The sequence below is a fragment of the Methanomassiliicoccales archaeon genome (assembly GCA_014361295.1).
Classification (GTDB): Archaea; Thermoplasmatota; Thermoplasmata; order Methanomassiliicoccales; family JACIVX01; genus JACIVX01.
Map to the genome: position 1 here is coordinate 874944 of JACIVX010000001.1, position 16159 is coordinate 891102.

At 49.2% G+C, this 16159-nt stretch carries 12 protein-coding genes; all 12 read left to right on the forward strand.

Annotated features, from left to right (window positions below; genetic code table 11):
- Nucleotides 1-93 precede the first annotated feature (93 nt).
- A complete protein-coding gene (locus H5T41_04390) occupies nt 94-2139 on the forward strand; it encodes a CoB--CoM heterodisulfide reductase iron-sulfur subunit A family protein (GenBank protein ID MBC7108015.1) in 2046 nt (681 codons plus the stop codon).
- A gap of 7 nt (nt 2140-2146) precedes the next feature.
- Nucleotides 2147-2719, forward strand: a complete 573-nt coding sequence (locus H5T41_04395; protein MBC7108016.1) for a 4Fe-4S dicluster domain-containing protein — start codon at nt 2147-2149, stop codon at nt 2717-2719.
- Nucleotides 2697-3659, forward strand: a complete 963-nt coding sequence (locus H5T41_04400) for a CoB--CoM heterodisulfide reductase subunit B (GenBank protein MBC7108017.1) — start codon at nt 2697-2699, stop codon at nt 3657-3659. Before H5T41_04395 ends, H5T41_04400 begins: the two co-directional genes overlap by 23 nt.
- Nucleotides 3656-4078, forward strand: coding sequence for a hydrogenase iron-sulfur subunit (locus H5T41_04405; protein MBC7108018.1), 423 nt, complete (start codon nt 3656-3658; stop codon nt 4076-4078). Before H5T41_04400 ends, H5T41_04405 begins: the two co-directional genes overlap by 4 nt.
- The gene (locus H5T41_04410) at nt 4078-7107 is read left to right on the forward strand and encodes a CoB--CoM heterodisulfide reductase iron-sulfur subunit A family protein (GenBank protein MBC7108019.1); all 3030 of its coding nucleotides are present in this window, start codon (nt 4078-4080) and stop codon (nt 7105-7107) included. Before H5T41_04405 ends, H5T41_04410 begins: the two co-directional genes overlap by 1 nt.
- On the forward strand, nt 7104-7520 hold the full coding sequence (locus H5T41_04415; protein MBC7108020.1) for a hydrogenase iron-sulfur subunit: 417 nt from the start codon (nt 7104-7106) through the stop codon (nt 7518-7520). Before H5T41_04410 ends, H5T41_04415 begins: the two co-directional genes overlap by 4 nt.
- A complete protein-coding gene (locus H5T41_04420; GenBank protein MBC7108021.1) occupies nt 7520-8680 on the forward strand; it encodes a (Fe-S)-binding protein in 1161 nt (386 codons plus the stop codon). The genes H5T41_04415 and H5T41_04420 overlap by 1 nt, the downstream gene beginning before the upstream one ends.
- Nucleotides 8677-9087, forward strand: a complete 411-nt coding sequence (locus H5T41_04425; GenBank protein ID MBC7108022.1) for a hypothetical protein — start codon at nt 8677-8679, stop codon at nt 9085-9087. Before H5T41_04420 ends, H5T41_04425 begins: the two co-directional genes overlap by 4 nt.
- A gap of 149 nt (nt 9088-9236) precedes the next feature.
- Nucleotides 9237-10541 (forward strand): CoB--CoM heterodisulfide reductase iron-sulfur subunit A family protein, encoded by a 1305-nt coding sequence (locus H5T41_04430; GenBank protein MBC7108023.1) that lies wholly within the window; start codon nt 9237-9239, stop codon nt 10539-10541.
- On the forward strand, nt 10538-12379 hold the full coding sequence (locus H5T41_04435; protein MBC7108024.1) for a CoB--CoM heterodisulfide reductase iron-sulfur subunit A family protein: 1842 nt from the start codon (nt 10538-10540) through the stop codon (nt 12377-12379). Before H5T41_04430 ends, H5T41_04435 begins: the two co-directional genes overlap by 4 nt.
- On the forward strand, nt 12376-13149 hold the full coding sequence (locus H5T41_04440; GenBank protein ID MBC7108025.1) for a hydrogenase iron-sulfur subunit: 774 nt from the start codon (nt 12376-12378) through the stop codon (nt 13147-13149). The genes H5T41_04435 and H5T41_04440 overlap by 4 nt, the downstream gene beginning before the upstream one ends.
- Entirely contained in the window at nt 13150-16158 is a 3009-nt protein-coding gene (locus tag H5T41_04445; GenBank protein MBC7108026.1) for a CoB--CoM heterodisulfide reductase iron-sulfur subunit A family protein, read from the forward strand.
- Nucleotide 16159: the final 1 nt, after the last annotated feature.

The window sequence follows — 16159 nt, forward strand, 5'->3', positions numbered from 1 at the left end:
AACCCGAGAGATTGAAAGATCGTCAAAAAGAAGAACAATCGCAAAAGTCGAGTCTGCTTTTTAAAGCAGGAGGCGGCCTCGGGGGCGAATGATGTGAACTCGCAAACGGATGCCAAAGTGGGCGTGTTCATCTGCAAGTGCGGTGCAAATATCAATAGCGTCGTTGACTGTGAAAACGTCAGAGGTTATGCATCTCAATTGCCTGGCGTGACTTTTTCAATTTGCAATGATTACCTCTGTTCCCCAGATGGTCTTTCGCAGATGAGAGAAGAAATTAGAAAATCAGGTGTCACTTCTGTTGTCGTCGCAGCTTGCACGCCAAGAATATGTGAAAAGATTTTCCGAGATAATATCGAGAAAGCTGGTTTAAACAGAAATATGTTGCATATTACAAACATCCGGGAACAGTGTTCATGGGTTCATGCAAACGAGCCATTCAAAGCGACGGAAAAAGCAAAAAATCTCGTCAAAATGGGTGTGAGCCGAGCAAAAACACTGGTACCTGCTGAGGGCGTCGACGTTGAATTAAAACAAGAAGTGCTCGTCATTGGGGGAGGAGTTGCCGGTGTTGAAGCGGCATACAAACTTGCGGAACTCGGTTTTAAAGTGCATCTCGTCGAAAGGAAACCGATGCTCGGAGGTAACATGGCGGCCATGTTTACCTGCCTACTCTGGTGTCACGAGGCGCCGGGGAAACCTCAATCGCTCAACTTTAGATTTGGAACATTTCCAGCGTGTGACTGCTCGGGCTGCACGATCATGCCAAAATTGAATGATGTCATTACGCATCCGAATATCAATATTCTTCTGCTTTCTGAGGTCAAAGAAATCGTTGGACATGTTGGAAACTTCAGAGTTAAAGTCCTGAAAAAACCACGGTACGTAGATGAAAAGAAGTGCGTGGGATGTGGCAATTGTGCCGTCGTTTGCCCAGTTGTCAAGAAGAATGAATACGATTATGGCCTTTCAGAGAGAAAAGCGATCTTTATGCCTTATCAGCAGGCACTTCCAAGAAAATACGTGATTGATAAAGAAGCATGCCTTCGTTTAAAGGGTCAAGAATGCTCAGCATGTCTCGAGGCTTGCGAATTTGAAGCGCCGAATTTCGAGGATCATGAGCAGGAAATTGATCTCGAAGTTGGCGCAATCATCGTCGCAACTGGCTTCGAACCATATAAGCCACGGATTCATGGATATCTCGGATATCAGGAATACGATAACGTGATAACAATCATGGAACTCGAGCGTATGCTCGACAAAGCCGGTCCAACGGGTGGAATCGTTGTCAGGCCATCTGATCGAAAGATACCGAAGAAAATCGCATTCATTCAATGTGTTGGATCGAGGAACAGGAAGATCAACGCAGGGTATTGTTCGAAAGTCTGCTGCATGTACACGATGAAAAATGCCCAGGCGATCAAAGAAGTCCACCCCGAGACGGACATCACGGTCTACTATATCGACATAAGGGCCGTAGGAAAGGGTGTAGAAGAGTTTTTCCACAGAACAAGAGAAGATTATGGGGTTGAATATACACGCGGCAGACCAGCTAGAATCATTGAAGACAAGGAAACGAAGAATCTCATTGTACGAGCTGAAGAAACACTCCTCAACAAAATCACAGAAAGAATGTATGACCTCGTCGTACTTTCCGTTTCGTTGGTTCCATCTGAAGGCACCCAGGAGCTTGCATCAATGCTCCGATTGAGAACGAGCCCGGATGGATTCATACAAGAAGCACACACAAGAATGAAACCCGTCGAGACATCGATGGAAGGCATTTTTGTCTGCGGTTGCGCACAGGGGCCGAAAGACGTTCCAGAGTCCCTGGCTCAGGCGAGGGCAGCGGCACTTGAAGTGGCTGTACTTCTCTCAAAAAAAGTCGCAAAAGCGGAATCGCTAAACGCATTCATAGAAACAGAAAAATGCATCGGATGCGGCCTCTGCATCGATATATGCCCTTATGGCGCTCCAACTCCTGTTATGACAGAAAGCGGAATGAAAATGAAGATAACAGAAGCCCTGTGCAAAGGATGCGGAACATGCGTCGTCTCGTGTCCTGCCAAGGCGATCCATGCGCGGCAATTCACCGATGACCAGATCTTCAGCGAAATAAAAGCGGCATTGGAGGCGGAGTGATATGGATATGGGTCATGCAAAAAAAGAATTCATTATCAGTGAGAAAGAAAGACTGCTGGAGGAGGTACCAATTGTTGACGAAGAATGCGACCGCGACTTCATTAAAGCCATCATCGAAATGGGCGGGGGCGATGTCCAGGTCTGCCTTCAGTGTGGAAACTGCACGGGCGTCTGTCCCGTTTCGTTGAAGACAGAAAATAAGATCAGAAATATTATCAAAATGTGCCAAATGGGATTGAAAGAAAAAGTTTTGTCAACTCCCTGGGTTTGCGCGACATGCCATCGCTGTTATGAACACTGCCCAGCGGGCATGAATCCAGCGGAGTTGATTGTTGCCCTAAGGCATATAGTTGTCAGAGAGCTCGGCCCACCGCCATTCGTTGTCTCGATATCAAATAATGTGGCAAATCTTGGGCAGGCGATCGAGATTTCAGATAAGATCCTGGATCTGAGGAAAAAGATTGGATTGAACGAGAAGCCATTTGACGAACGATACCGATCCAAGGCGATCATGGACATCAGAACAATCATGAGAGCAACTGGTTACGACAAACTCATTGGCATCGATCTGGGTGATTGATACGAAGGACGCAAGGACAGCTGCTAAATACGGGTTGTTCTACGGATGCATCATACCGAACAGGTATCCTGGTATTGAGCGATCGATCAAAGTCATCCTCGAAAAGCTCGGATGTAACCAACTTTTCAGCGATATCCCGCAGGCGACGTGTTGTCCCGTGCCGGGCATCTTCTACTCTTCTGACAAAGAGACATGGCTCGCCCTTGCAGCAAGAAATCTCTGCATCGCGCAGGATCGAAAACAAGAACTCGTCACTTTCTGCAACGGCTGTTTTTCATCGTTTTTAATGGCCACCGAGCAATTATCTGATCCGAAAAAACTCGGAATGGTCAACAGAATTCTCAAGAATGTATTCATGAAATACACAGGGATTCCGAGAGTAACACCCGAAGGCCGTAGGGTCCTGGAGCCAATAAAGGTTAGACATTTCGTTGATGTTCTTTATAGAGATATTGGACTGGAATCAATAAAATCGGCCGTCGTGAACCCCCTCAAAGGACTGAAGGTCGCTGTTCATTATGGATGCCATTACCTGCGTCCAACAGAGAGAGAATGTATCGAAGATCCGGTCAATCCAATTATGGTTGATGAGATCGTCGCGTCCCTAGGTGCAGAATCGATCAATTACGAAAACAAGCTTGATTGTTGTGGGGCGGGTGGCGGAGTTAGATCGTATGTTGTTGATCTAGCAGCTGCGATTTCAAGGGATAAATTGATGAATATCATCAATGCTGGAGCAGATCTTATCGTAACACCCTGTCCTTACTGCCTCCTGCAGCTTGATACGGTGCAGGAGCGACTTGAGTTGACGCGTATACCTGTTTTCCACATCACCGAACTCATCGCACTCGCTTTGGGAGCCGATCCACGACGTCTTGGTCTCGAAGCACATGTCGTTCCAGCAGATGAAATCATTTCAAAATATGGGGGGACAAAATGACGGAGCAATACGAGCCGCGTATCATCGCTTTCTGCTGTAACTGGTGTTCATACGCCGCCGCGGATCTCGCGGGCACATCGCGGCTGCAGTATCCGCCGAATATCAGAATCATCAAAGTCATGTGTACCGGGAGAATCGATCCGGTTTTCGTATTGCAAGCCTTCAAGCATGGCGCAGACGGAGTGCTTGTCGCTGGCTGCCACCCTAGAGGGTGTTTTTATGTGACTGGGAACGAAAAGGCCGCGTACAGAATGGAGTTCCTTCAGGATATCATGCCAATGATAGGACTTGAGCCGAAACGTCTGAGACTTGAATGGATCGCAGGATCCGAGCCAGACAAGTTTGCTAAGATTTGCAGGGAGATGGTTGAAGATTTGAGGAAACTCGGCCCAACACCGGTTAGGGGAGGGATTTTCTGATGCCAGAGGAATTGGTTGGAGCGGCACTTGTCATCGGTGGTGGCATAGGTGGAGTGCAGGCTGCACTCGATCTCGCTGATTCAGGATTTAAGGTCTACCTGGTGGATTCAAGCCCTAGCATCGGCGGAACAATGGCTCAGCTCGACAAGACTTTCCCGACGAATGATTGCTCGATGTGCATTATGGCGCCAAAACTTGTCTCAGCTGGTAGGCATCGCAATATCGAAATCATCAGCAATGCCGAAATCACAAAAGTCGAAGGCAGAGCAGGACAGTTCAAAGTGACCGTTACCAAACATTACCCATATATCAACCCTCAAAAATGCACTGGCTGTGGGATCTGCGCGGAACACTGCCCGATCGAAGGTCCAAATTGGTTCGATGAGAATCTAGCTCCCAGAAAAGCGATCTACGTCCCCTTCCCTCAGGCCGTTCCCCTTGTTTATACAATTGAAAAGGGCATGTGCATTGGGTGTGGCGAATGTCAAAAGGTCTGCAGCGCGCAGGCGATTGAATTCAAACCATACGACGAGGAATCGAGGGTGATCGAAGTTGGCGCGATCATCTTAAGCATGGGCTTCGACAAATTCAAGGCTTTCAAGAAAAGAGAATATGGTTACGGAATCTTTCCCAACGTAATCACGAATTCTGAATTCGAGCGTATGCTCAGCGCCTCTGGTCCAACTGGAGGCCATATCATCCGGCCGTCTGACGGCGATATACCAAAAAGAATCGCATTTATTCAATGCGTCGGGTCGCGTGATGCGCAGCTCGGTCACGGATATTGTTCGTCAATCTGTTGCATGGCAGCGCTGAAGGAGGCGATTATTGCACAGGAACATGAGCCAGATATCCAATGTCATATCTTCTTCATGGATGTCAGAGCCTTTGGCAAGGAATTCGAAGAGTACAGAATAAGGGCTGAAGAGGAATACGGCATCAAAATCTCGAGGAACACGCGAGTTGCTGGAATTGAAGAAGACCATGCTACTGGAAACCTTATTATCAGATACTATAGGGAAACTGAAAATCAACAAGATGAGCTTGTCGAGGAGACTTTCGATCTCATTGTTTTATCAGTTGGGATGGTACCATCCGATGATGCGCAACGTCTTTGCAAGAAACTCGGAGTGAAGCTTAACGAATTCGGTTATTGCTGGACTTCAGACTTTTCCCCGCTCGAGACAAACGTGCCTGGCATTTTTGTCTGCGGCACGTTCTCTTCACCAAAAGATATCCCTGACACGGTCGCACAGGGAAGTGGGGTCGCCGCAAAGGTCGGTTCACTATTAAGCGGTGCGCGAGGAACACTAGTCAGCGCGACCGAATTTCCAGAAGAAATCGACGTCGCCGGTCAGGAGCCAAGAATCGGTGTCTTCGTTTGCCACTGCGGTATCAACATCGGTGGCATCATTGATGTCCCCACTGTCACAGCATATGCAAAAACACTCCCCCACGTTGTTTATGCAGAAGATAATCTCTATACATGTTCATCAGACACACAGGAGCGAATCAAGGAAAAGATCAAAGAACATAGACTCAACCGCGTTGTCGTCGCCTCCTGCACACCGAGGACACATGAGCCTCTTTTCCGTAACACACTAAGAGAGGCGGGGCTTAATCCTTACCTCTTTGAAATGGCTAACATCCGAGATCAATGCTCATGGGTTCACATGAAGGAAAAGGAAAAAGCGACGCAAAAAGCGAAAGATCTGGTAAGAATGTCTGTCATGAGAGCTGCACTTCTGAATCCGCTTCCTACCCAAAAAGTTCCAGTCAAGAAAGCGGCGCTCGTGATCGGTGGCGGGCTTGCGGGAATGACCGCAGCTCTTGAGATCGCGGCGCAGGGTTTCCCGGTTCACATCGTGGAAAAGGAAAGGGAATTGGGAGGCAATCTCAGAAGGATCAATTATCTGATTACAGGTTCAGATCCAAAAAAGATATTAAACGAGATTGTCAGAAAAGTGAGCGAGAATCCTCTTATCAAAATTCATCTCGAGACGACAGTCGAAGATATTTCTGGGTATGTTGGCAATTTTACCACGACACTTTCCAGCGGCGAGAAGATTGAACATGGAGTCATTGTTGTTGCGACAGGCGGTGTCGAATACCGTCCGAAAGAATATCTCTATGGCGTATCGTCTCGTGTCGTGACGCAGACCGAGTTCGGCAAAATGCTCGCGGAGGACAAGATCGATGCAAAAACAGTAGCAATCATACAATGTGTTGGCTCAAGAAATCGTGAGTTTCCGAATTGCAGCAGAATCTGCTGCTTCACGTCAATCGCTAACGCAATTGAGCTCAAGCGACGGCATCCCGAGACGACCGTTTACATCCTCTACAAGGACATCCGAACTTATGGGTTCAACGAAGTCTACTACACAGAAGCTGCGCGCCTCGGCGTTGTATTCCTTCGATATGGAGAAGATAGCCCACCAGTTCTGAAGGAAACAGACGGGCAATTGGAACTAACTGTCAAGGATCAATTCCTGATGGAAGACTTTATTATCCATCCTGATCTCGTCGTGCTGAACGCCGCGGTGAGGCCAAACCCCGATAACGAACGTCTCGCCAAGATGCTCAAGGTGCCATTGACCAAGGATGGCTACTTCCTCGAGGCACATATGAAACTGCGACCGGTCGATTTCGCAACCGAAGGTGTTTTCCTCGCTGGCCTCGCTCACTGGCCTAAACTCATTGAGGAGAGTATCTCACAGGCGTGCGGCGCCGCTGCGAGAGCTGTTACAATTCTGTCGAAAGATGAACTTGAAGCTGAAGCGGTGGTCTCGTGTGTCGATGAGGCGAGATGCCGGGGATGCGGTCGATGCGAAGAGGTCTGTGAATTCTCAGCCGCTACAGTCAGGGAAGTTGCACCTGGTGTCTTGAAAGCGTATATCAACCCCGCACTCTGCAAAGGCTGTGGCGCATGCGCTGTTGCTTGCTGCACCGGCGCGATCACGACAAAGCATTTCACTGACGAGCAGATCCTGACAATGGTGGAAGCTGCGTTGAGGGAGGGGGTCGCATGAACAGTTTCGAACCGCAGATCATCGCATTCTGCTGCAACTGGTGTTCGTATGCGGGCGCAGATCTCGCCGGCGTCAGCCGTTATCAATATCCGACCAATGCAAGGATTATCAGGGTTATGTGTTCCGGAAGGGTAGAGCCGCAATTCATCCTTAGGGCGTTCGAACTCGGTGCAGACGGCGTTCTCGTCGCCGGTTGCCATATCGGGGATTGCCACTATATCTCTGGCAACGAAAAGTGCCAAGAAAAAGTCAAAATCACAAGCGAACTGTTGGAGCTTCTGGGAATCGACAGGAGAAGACTGAGGCTCGAATGGATTTCGGCTTCGGAAGGCGCGAAATTCGCTGAGACGATGCGCTCGTTTACTGAAGAGCTGAAACAACTCGGTCCGAGCCCCTTTAAAGAGGTGAAGTGATGGTCGGGCTGGATGAACTGATCGAGGAGACGGGAGCACACGATTGTGTTGAATGTGGCAAATGCACATCTGTTTGCCCAGTCGCTCGCATCAATCCGAAATTTGCACCGCGCCTGATTGTACTGAGAGTACTCGAAGGCGTTTCAGACAGCTTGAGCAAGGACAGAGACATCTGGTCATGCATCACGTGTGAAATGTGCAATGATATGTGTCCCTACGAAGTGAACTACTCAGGGTTCATTCTTGGACTGAGAACGAGAGCGATGAAAGCGGGAAACTTGCCCGATTGTTCTCAATCCGGTGCAGTGCACACCTATCAGCGCCTTATGGCGAGAGGGGGCAAACAGAACAGGCTGAAATGGGTCACCCCTGAGATGAAAATCAAAGAGAAGGGGGATGTTTTCTATTTCACGGGTTGCGCTGTTCATTTGGGAACACTCTTCTCCGACAAGGCAGGGGAGCTAAAGAATACGCCAGGCAACTATGTCAAGATACTCAATGCCGCCGGGATCGAACCAGTTGTCAGCAACGATGAGGTCTGCTGCGGGCATGACTTGCTCTGGGCTGGTGATGAAAATTCGATGCTGAAGCTGATGGATAAAAACGTCGAAGTGATTCGCAATTCTGGTGCTAAAACCGTCATTTTCTCATGTCCTGAGTGCTTAAGAACCTTCGAGATTGACTATCAGGACTTTCTTGGCGATTTTGATTTTGAACTCGTTCACATGTCGGAGTACCTGCTCGATCTCATCGACAACGGAAAATTGAATTTCGATTCCAAAGGAGGGAAAATTACCTACCACGACTCGTGCAGGTTAGGAAGACATCTCGGCATCTATGATCCGCCACGGGACCTCATCAATGCTTTAGGAATGGAGCTCATTGAGATGCAAAATAACAGAGAAAAAGCAGGTTGTTGCGGTGTTAATGCATTTACGAATTGCGGAGAAGTTTCGCAAAAACTGCAGTTGGATCGGCTTCTCGAGGCGGCAGCAACGGGGGCGGATGCGATGCTCACCTTCTGCCCCAAATGCGTAATCCATTTCAATTGCTTACTAAAAAGTCCGAAACTTCCGATTCCTCATGAAAACGTGAAAATACTCGTGAGGGAATTCGGGAATGTCCTCGCCGAGCAGCTGCAGAAAGGAGGTGACCGATGATGGCCGACAACATCCCGCTCGAATTACAGAATAGGTACTTGATGATTGAACTCTCGTGCGCCGAAAGAAAATGCAACCCTTGCACTTACCCTAATTGTCAGCGTTTTGTCCGTGAAAAAGGGAAAGGAAAGGTTATTTCAAGTCGAGTTTTTGAATCAGCGCCAGCGCCTGATCCAGACAAAATGAGGCAGAGATACATTCTTCTAGAACTCTCCTGCGCGGAACGCAAATGTCAACCCTGCACCTATCCGAACTGCCAGAGATTTGAAAGGGAAGTCGTCAAGAAAAAATCGTTTAAAATGAAGGTTGTCGAATTGTCAGGCGATAATGGACTGAAAGAGCTGATGGCCACTGGAAGAAGGGATCTGCAGACTCAAGCGCAAAGCGACGTCCCAGGCGGGGGGTAAGGGCAACATGATCATCGAGATGAGATTTGGAACGTCGCTCCAATTGTGGAGATATTCACTTTCGAATTTCGACTGTTTTGGAAAAGACCGTCGTAAAGGTCTTATTTCAAACTCGTCTGAGGGAATAAGAGAGAACGGAGGGAATTGAGTTGGAAAGAGCAGTATTGGTGATCGGTGGAGGTGTCGCCGGCATACAAGCGTCTCTGGATCTGGCTGACAAAGGTGTGATCGTACATCTTGTCGAGAAAGAGCCCAGCATAGGGGGGCGAATGGCTCAGCTCGACAAGACTTTCCCAACGAACGACTGTTCTATATGCATTCTTGCGCCGAAGATGGCTGACTGCTACGGGCATCCAAACATCAACGTTATGACTTATTCAGAAGTTATCGGTCTGGAAGGGAGCAAGGGCCATTTCAAGGTTAAAGTGCTGAAGAAAGCGCGTTATGTTGACGAGGAAAAATGCACAGGGTGCGGCGAATGTTTCCAGAAGTGCCCAACTAAAGACATTCCGAACGAATTCGAAATGGGACTTACCACACGAAGAGCAATTTACATGCCATTCTTGCAGGCAGTTCCAAGAGTTGCAACAATCGACAGAAATCACTGTAAATACCTGACTGAAGGAAAGTGCGGCGTGTGCAAGAAGGTTTGCAAGCGGGATGCAATCGATTACAACATGAAAGATCAAATTATTGAACTTGAGGTTGGCGCGATTATCGTCGCGACTGGTTTCGATGTCTGGGATCCGAAGATCGCATCCGAATACGGCTATGGGAGATTCCCCAACGTCTTCACTGCGATGGAATACGAAAGGATGATCAATGCCGCCGGTCCCACCGGCGGCCATATCAAAAGGCGGTCGGACGGGAAAGGGCCGAAGAAAATCGCATTCATCCAATGCGTTGGCTCCCGAAACGTGCAGCTGAATCATCCGTACTGCTGCGCCGTCTGCTGCATGCACTCGACGAAGGAAGCGATGCTGGCAAAGGAACATGATGAGGAGATCAAAGCAACGATCTTCTACAAAGACATGAGATCATGTGCAAAGGGCTTTTACGAGTACGTAGTGAGGGCGAAGACGGATTACGGTGTTGAGTACATCAATTCCGATGGCACGGTGCAGGAGGAAACGGAGAATCATGATCCCATTGTTTCTTATGATGTCGCGGGCCGACCTGAACGCAGGGCATTCGATATGGTTGTCTTGGCAACGACACTCGTTCCAAGGCCAGGGACTGTGGAACTCGCGAAAGTTCTTGGACTGGCCCTTGATGAATTCGGATTTATCAAATCGAAGGATCGAATACTGGCGCCTGTCGAGACGAATGTGCCAGGCATCTTTGTTGCTGGATACTGCGCTGGACCGGCCGATATTCCGGAATCGGTTGCGCAGGGATCGGCCGCGGCGGCAAAGGCCGCTGAAGTGCTTCTTGAGTCGAGGGTGTTCGCATGAATGAAGAACCTGTGAGAATCGGTGTGTTTATTTGCCACTGTGGAACGAACATCGGTGGCTTTGTGGATGTTCCCGCCGTCGTCGAATATGCGAAAACGCTTCCTGGTGTCGTTTTCGCGACAAACAATCTATATACTTGCGCGGAAGACGGTCTGGCATCGATCAGAGACGCGATCAAAGAACACAGACTCAACCGCGTTGTCGTCGCCTCCTGCACACCGAGGACACATGCACCTCTTTTCCAAGGTGTGTGTGAGGAGGCTGGTTTAAACAAATACCTCTTCACTTTCGTAAACCTCAGGGAGCACTGTTCTTGGGTTCATATGAAAGAAAAGGAGAAGGCAACACAAAAGGCGAAAGACCTGGTGAGAGCGGGGGTCGCAAGAGTCAGGCTTCTGCAACCTCAGGAAGAGGCAAGGATCGAGGTCGAACCGAAGGCGCTCGTCATCGGAGGTGGTGTCTCAGGCATGGTTGCCGCACTCTCCATCGCACAGCAGGGTTTCCCTGTTTACCTGGTTGAAAAGGAGAGTGAATTTGGAGGTTTCGTGCGAAACCTGAATAACCTCTACCTTGGCGGCAAGGATGCAATGGAGACGATCAAGCCGCTCATCGACAAGGTGATGGCAAATGCCAACATCATCAAGTGTCTCAATTCAAGGCTTGTATCAGTCGAAGGATTCATCGGCAATTACAACATCGTGATCGATGCGAATGGAAAGGAGATCAAGGACAAGGTTGGCGTCATCGTTGTTGCAACTGGCGCGATTGAATATGTACCAGAAGGACTCTATGGATACGATCTCTATGAAAACGTCGTGACTCTAACGGAATTTGAAATTCTCTGCAAGAAAAAAGCTCTGCCGAAAATCAACAGCATTGCATTCATCCAATGCGTTGGGTCGAGGGGTCAGGACAAGTCATACTGCTCCAGAATCTGTTGCAATGTCGCAATCAAGAACGCGCTAAACGTCGTCGAGAATTATCAGAACATGCTTGGTCTTGAAACAGGGGAAATTGTTGAAAAAGTATCAGTCGAGATGAAAGCGCCGGAGGAAATTCTTGAAAGAAGAAGGAGGAGAAGAGGAAGAAGGGAGCGTGGAGAGGAGGAGGAAGAGGCACCCACACCAGCTGCAGGTAAAATCGAAGTCACAATATTTAACAGAGATATCATGGCCTACGGCGTGGAGCACGAACTCAATTACAATAGGAGCAGGGAAAAGCATGTAAGATTTGTGAGGTACACGCCGGAAAACCGGCCGAAAGTCTACAAAGAAGGGGACAAGCTGGTCATTGATTACTGGCATGACACGCTCAAGATGCAGAGAAAGATGACCGTCGATATGGTTGTTCTATCAACGCCTCTTGTGAACAACCCGGATGCAAAGGAACTGTCGAAGATGCTCAAAGTGCCACTGGGACAAGATGGATTCTTCCTAGAGGCGCACGTCAAACTCCGCCCGGTTGATTTCGCAACGGACGGCATCTTCGTTTGCGGCACGGCAAAGGGACCTGCGGATATCACGGAATGCGTGTTCCAGGCGCAAGCAGCTGCCTCACGAGCCACGATACCACTCGCAAGGGGATTTGTCCAGACAGAAGCCTTAACAGCAAAAGTCAACCCGACGCTATGCACTGGCTGCGGTACGTGTATCGAAGTGTGTCCGTACAAGGCCATTCAGAAGAATAAGGATGGGGTTGCAGAGGTGATCGTAGCGGCCTGCAAGGGATGCGGATGTTGCGGTGCAACATGCCCAGAGGGTGCAATCGACCTCTCGCACTACACAGATATGCAGCTGATTGCAGAAGCAAAAGCGGCACTACAGGAGGTGATCGAATGAGCGATTTCGAGCCAAAAATCCTCGGATTCCTTTGCAACTGGTGTTCGTATGCGGGCGCAGATCTCGCCGGCGTCAGCCGTTATCAATATCCGACCAATATCAGGATTGTCAGAGTCATGTGCAGCACGAGAGTCAGTCCTCACATCATCCTTGAGGTCTTTAAGGCTGGAGCCGATGGAGTCATGATCGGCGGATGCCACATTGGGGATTGTCACTATATCACAGGGAACTATTACACTGAAAGAAGGGTCAAACTCACGAAGGAGCTTCTCGCACTTGCGGGCATCGAGCCTGAGCGCCTGAGACTGGAATGGGTTTCCGCGTCAGAGGGTGAAAAATTCGCCAATGTCGTTACAGATTTTGTCAGGCAGATAAAAGAAATCGGTCCATCACCCGCCAAGAACAATGAGGAATTGATGACAAGGTTATCCGCAGCGATCCAGGCAGCGAAAATTTTCAGGGTTAAGCTGCTCTCAGGAAAGGAGCTTAAGCTGACCACTGAGGGCAATGTCTACGGAGAAAAGATCGACCAAGAAAGGATGGATGCGATACTCAAGTCCGTTGCTCAGGCGGAATTCAAGAGAAGCCTTATTCTTGAATTGACAAAGCACAAAGCGCTTTCTGTAAAAGAACTTGCGGACGCAATTGGGGAAACTCCAGACACGACACTTGATCACGTTGTTGTTCTGAGATCCAAGAATCTCATTGCGTTGAGCGGAATCGAAGGATCGTCGCCCAAGTATAGGGCGATTCTTGTGGGAGGTGTGTAAATGGCGACACCTGTAGGAGCTGTGATGGTCGTCGGAGGTGGAATTTCTGGCGTTCAAGCCGCACTCGATCTTGCCGACTCAGGATTCAAGGTCTATCTTGTTGAAAAGAGACCAAGCATCGGCGGAACAATGGCTCAGCTCGACAAGACTTTCCCAACGAACGATTGCTCGATGTGCATTCTCGCACCCAAACTCGTCGCGGCGGGTCGGCACCACAACATCGAACTCATCTGCAATGCGGATGTTGAGATGATCGATGGAGTGCCAGGTGATTTCAGAGTCACACTTAAGAAAAGAACTCTGAGAGTTGATGAGAAGAAATGCACTGGATGCGGTGTTTGTGCGGAGAAATGTCCTGTTGAAACTTACGACGAATACAACGAGAAAATGAAGAAGAGGAAAGCGATATATATTATGTACCCCCAGGCGGTGCCACTCGTCTACAGCATCGACAAGAACGTATGTATCGGGTGCGGTGTTTGCGCCGAGGAGTGCAGAGCGAAAGCTGTAGTTTACGACAAATCCGATGATGCTTTGGAAATCTCGGTCGGGTCGATCATTCTCTCTCCAGGTTTTGAAGAATTCGATGCCACGTTGAAGAAAGAATATGGATACGGGGTTTACAAGAACGTTGTAACGAGCATCGAATTCGAACGAATGCTGAGCGCTTCCGGACCATATCTAGGGACGGTTATGAGACCGTCTGACGGCGAAATCCCAAAAAAGATCGCCTTCGTCCAGTGCGTAGGATCGAGAGACGAAAAGGTCGGTCGGACCTACTGTTCCTCGGTCTGCTGCATGTACGCGATCAAGGAGGCGATCATCGCTGGCGAGCATTCTGAGAATCTCGAATCCCATATTTTCTTCATGGACATCAGGGCGGTTGGGAAAGAATTCGAGGATTACAGGGAGAGAGCTGAGAACGAATATGGTATCAAGATCCATCGCGCCGCCAGAGTCGCATCAATTGAGGAAGATCCTGTGACGAAGAACCTCATCGTCAGGTACAGCGAGAATGGAAACACGATCAGCGAGGAATTTGATCTCGTTGTACTCTCTGTCGGATTAACACCATGCAGCGATGCAGAGAAGCTAAGCAGACGACTCAACTTCAAGCTCAACAAACATGGATTCTGCGAAACCGACACTTACAACCCGCTTTCCACATCAAGACCCGGAATTTTCGTCAGTGGTTCTTTCGTTTCGCCGAAGGATATTCCGACGACTGTTGCTGAGGCATCCGGCGCTGCGGCAAAGGCCGCATCGCTCATCAGTAGCGCAAGAAACACTCTCGTGACAGTCAAAGAGTATCCGCCAGAGATCGACGTCGCCGGTCAGGAGCCAAGAATCGGTGTCTTCGTTTGCCACTGCGGTATCAACATTGGCGGCGTCGTCAAGGTTCCTTCGGTTGTCGAATACGCAAGAACGCTTCCGGGCGTTGTTTATGCAGAAGATAACCTCTATACATGTTCATCAGACACACAAGAGCGAATCAAGGAAAAGATCAAAGAACACAGACTCAACCGCGTTGTCGTCGCCTCCTGCACACCGAGGACACATGAGCCTCTTTTCCAGAACACGATCAGGGAAGCCGGTCTAAACCCCTATCTTTTTGAAATGGCTAACATCCGAGATCAATGCTCATGGATCCACATGCACGAACCGGAAAAAGCGACGAAGAAATCAATGGACCTCGTCAGGATGGCGGTTGCCAAGGTGAGACTTGCAGAGCCACTGAAGAAGTTCAAACTGCCTGTCAACCAAACAGCAGTCATCATCGGTGGCGGGCTTGCGGGAATGACCGCAGCTCTTGAGATCGCGGCACAAGGCTTTAATGTGCATCTAATTGAGAAAACGGATCGCCTGGGAGGCAACCTCGCAAAGTTGCAACTCCCCGAGGGCGGTAAGAGGCCACAGGCGTTCATCGATGAAACGATCAGGAAAATTATGGAATCGAGAAACATCACCGTCCATCTCAACAGTGAAGTGACAGATGTCACAGGATTCGTCGGCAACTTCAAGGTCAAGACGAAGGACTCGGAGATCGAGGCCGGGGCGATTATCATCGCAACAGGGGCAGAGGAATACAGGCCAACGGAGTATCTGTACGGGCAAGATAGCAGGGTGATGACGCAGCTTGAACTTGAGAAGAAACTCGCGGACGGTATGTTCACGGCGAAAAAGATTGCGATGATTCAGTGCGTAGGATCGAGAAATGAAGAGATTAAGTATTGCAGCAGGATCTGCTGTGCGCACGCGATTAAAAATGCGATCGAAATCAAGAAGCGATCACCAGCCACGGAAGTTTACGTCTTGCATAAAGACATCAGAACATATGGATTCAGGGAAGAGTTGTATAGAGAAGCTGCTGGTCTCGGCGTCAATTTCGTGAGATTTCCCGAGAAAACTCCGCCGGTCGTTGAAAAAGACAGGGATGCGCTTGTCGTCAGAGTCATGGATCAAACACTCGGCGAGGAAATCGCACTCAAGCTGGACTACGTCGTGCTGAGCACTGGTATAAGACCAAATCCCGATAACGAGAAAATCGCCAAAATGGTTAAGGTACCTCTGAGCAAGGATGGCTACTTCCTCGAGGCACATATGAAACTGCGACCGGTCGATTTCGCAACCGAAGGTGTTTTCCTCGCTGGCCTCGCTCACTGGCCGAAGTTCATTGATGAAACCATTGCACAGGCGTGCGGGGCTGCTGCGAGAGCAATGACGATCCTCTCAAAGAAGGAACTCGAGACCGAAGGGATCATCGCGGCCGTCAATGAATACATCTGCGATGGTTGCGGGATTTGCGAGCCTGTCTGCGAATATAAGGCAATCCAGATCGTGAAAGATCCGTCGAACCCTGAGAAACTGAGAGCCGTGGTTAATGAAGGGCTGTGCAAAGGGTGCGGTGCCTGCGTCGCCGCCTGCCCATCAGGTGCGATGGAGCAGAAGGGATTCAAGACAGTGCAGATGATCGCGATGATCGACGCTGCGCTTTCAGGAGGTGATTGAA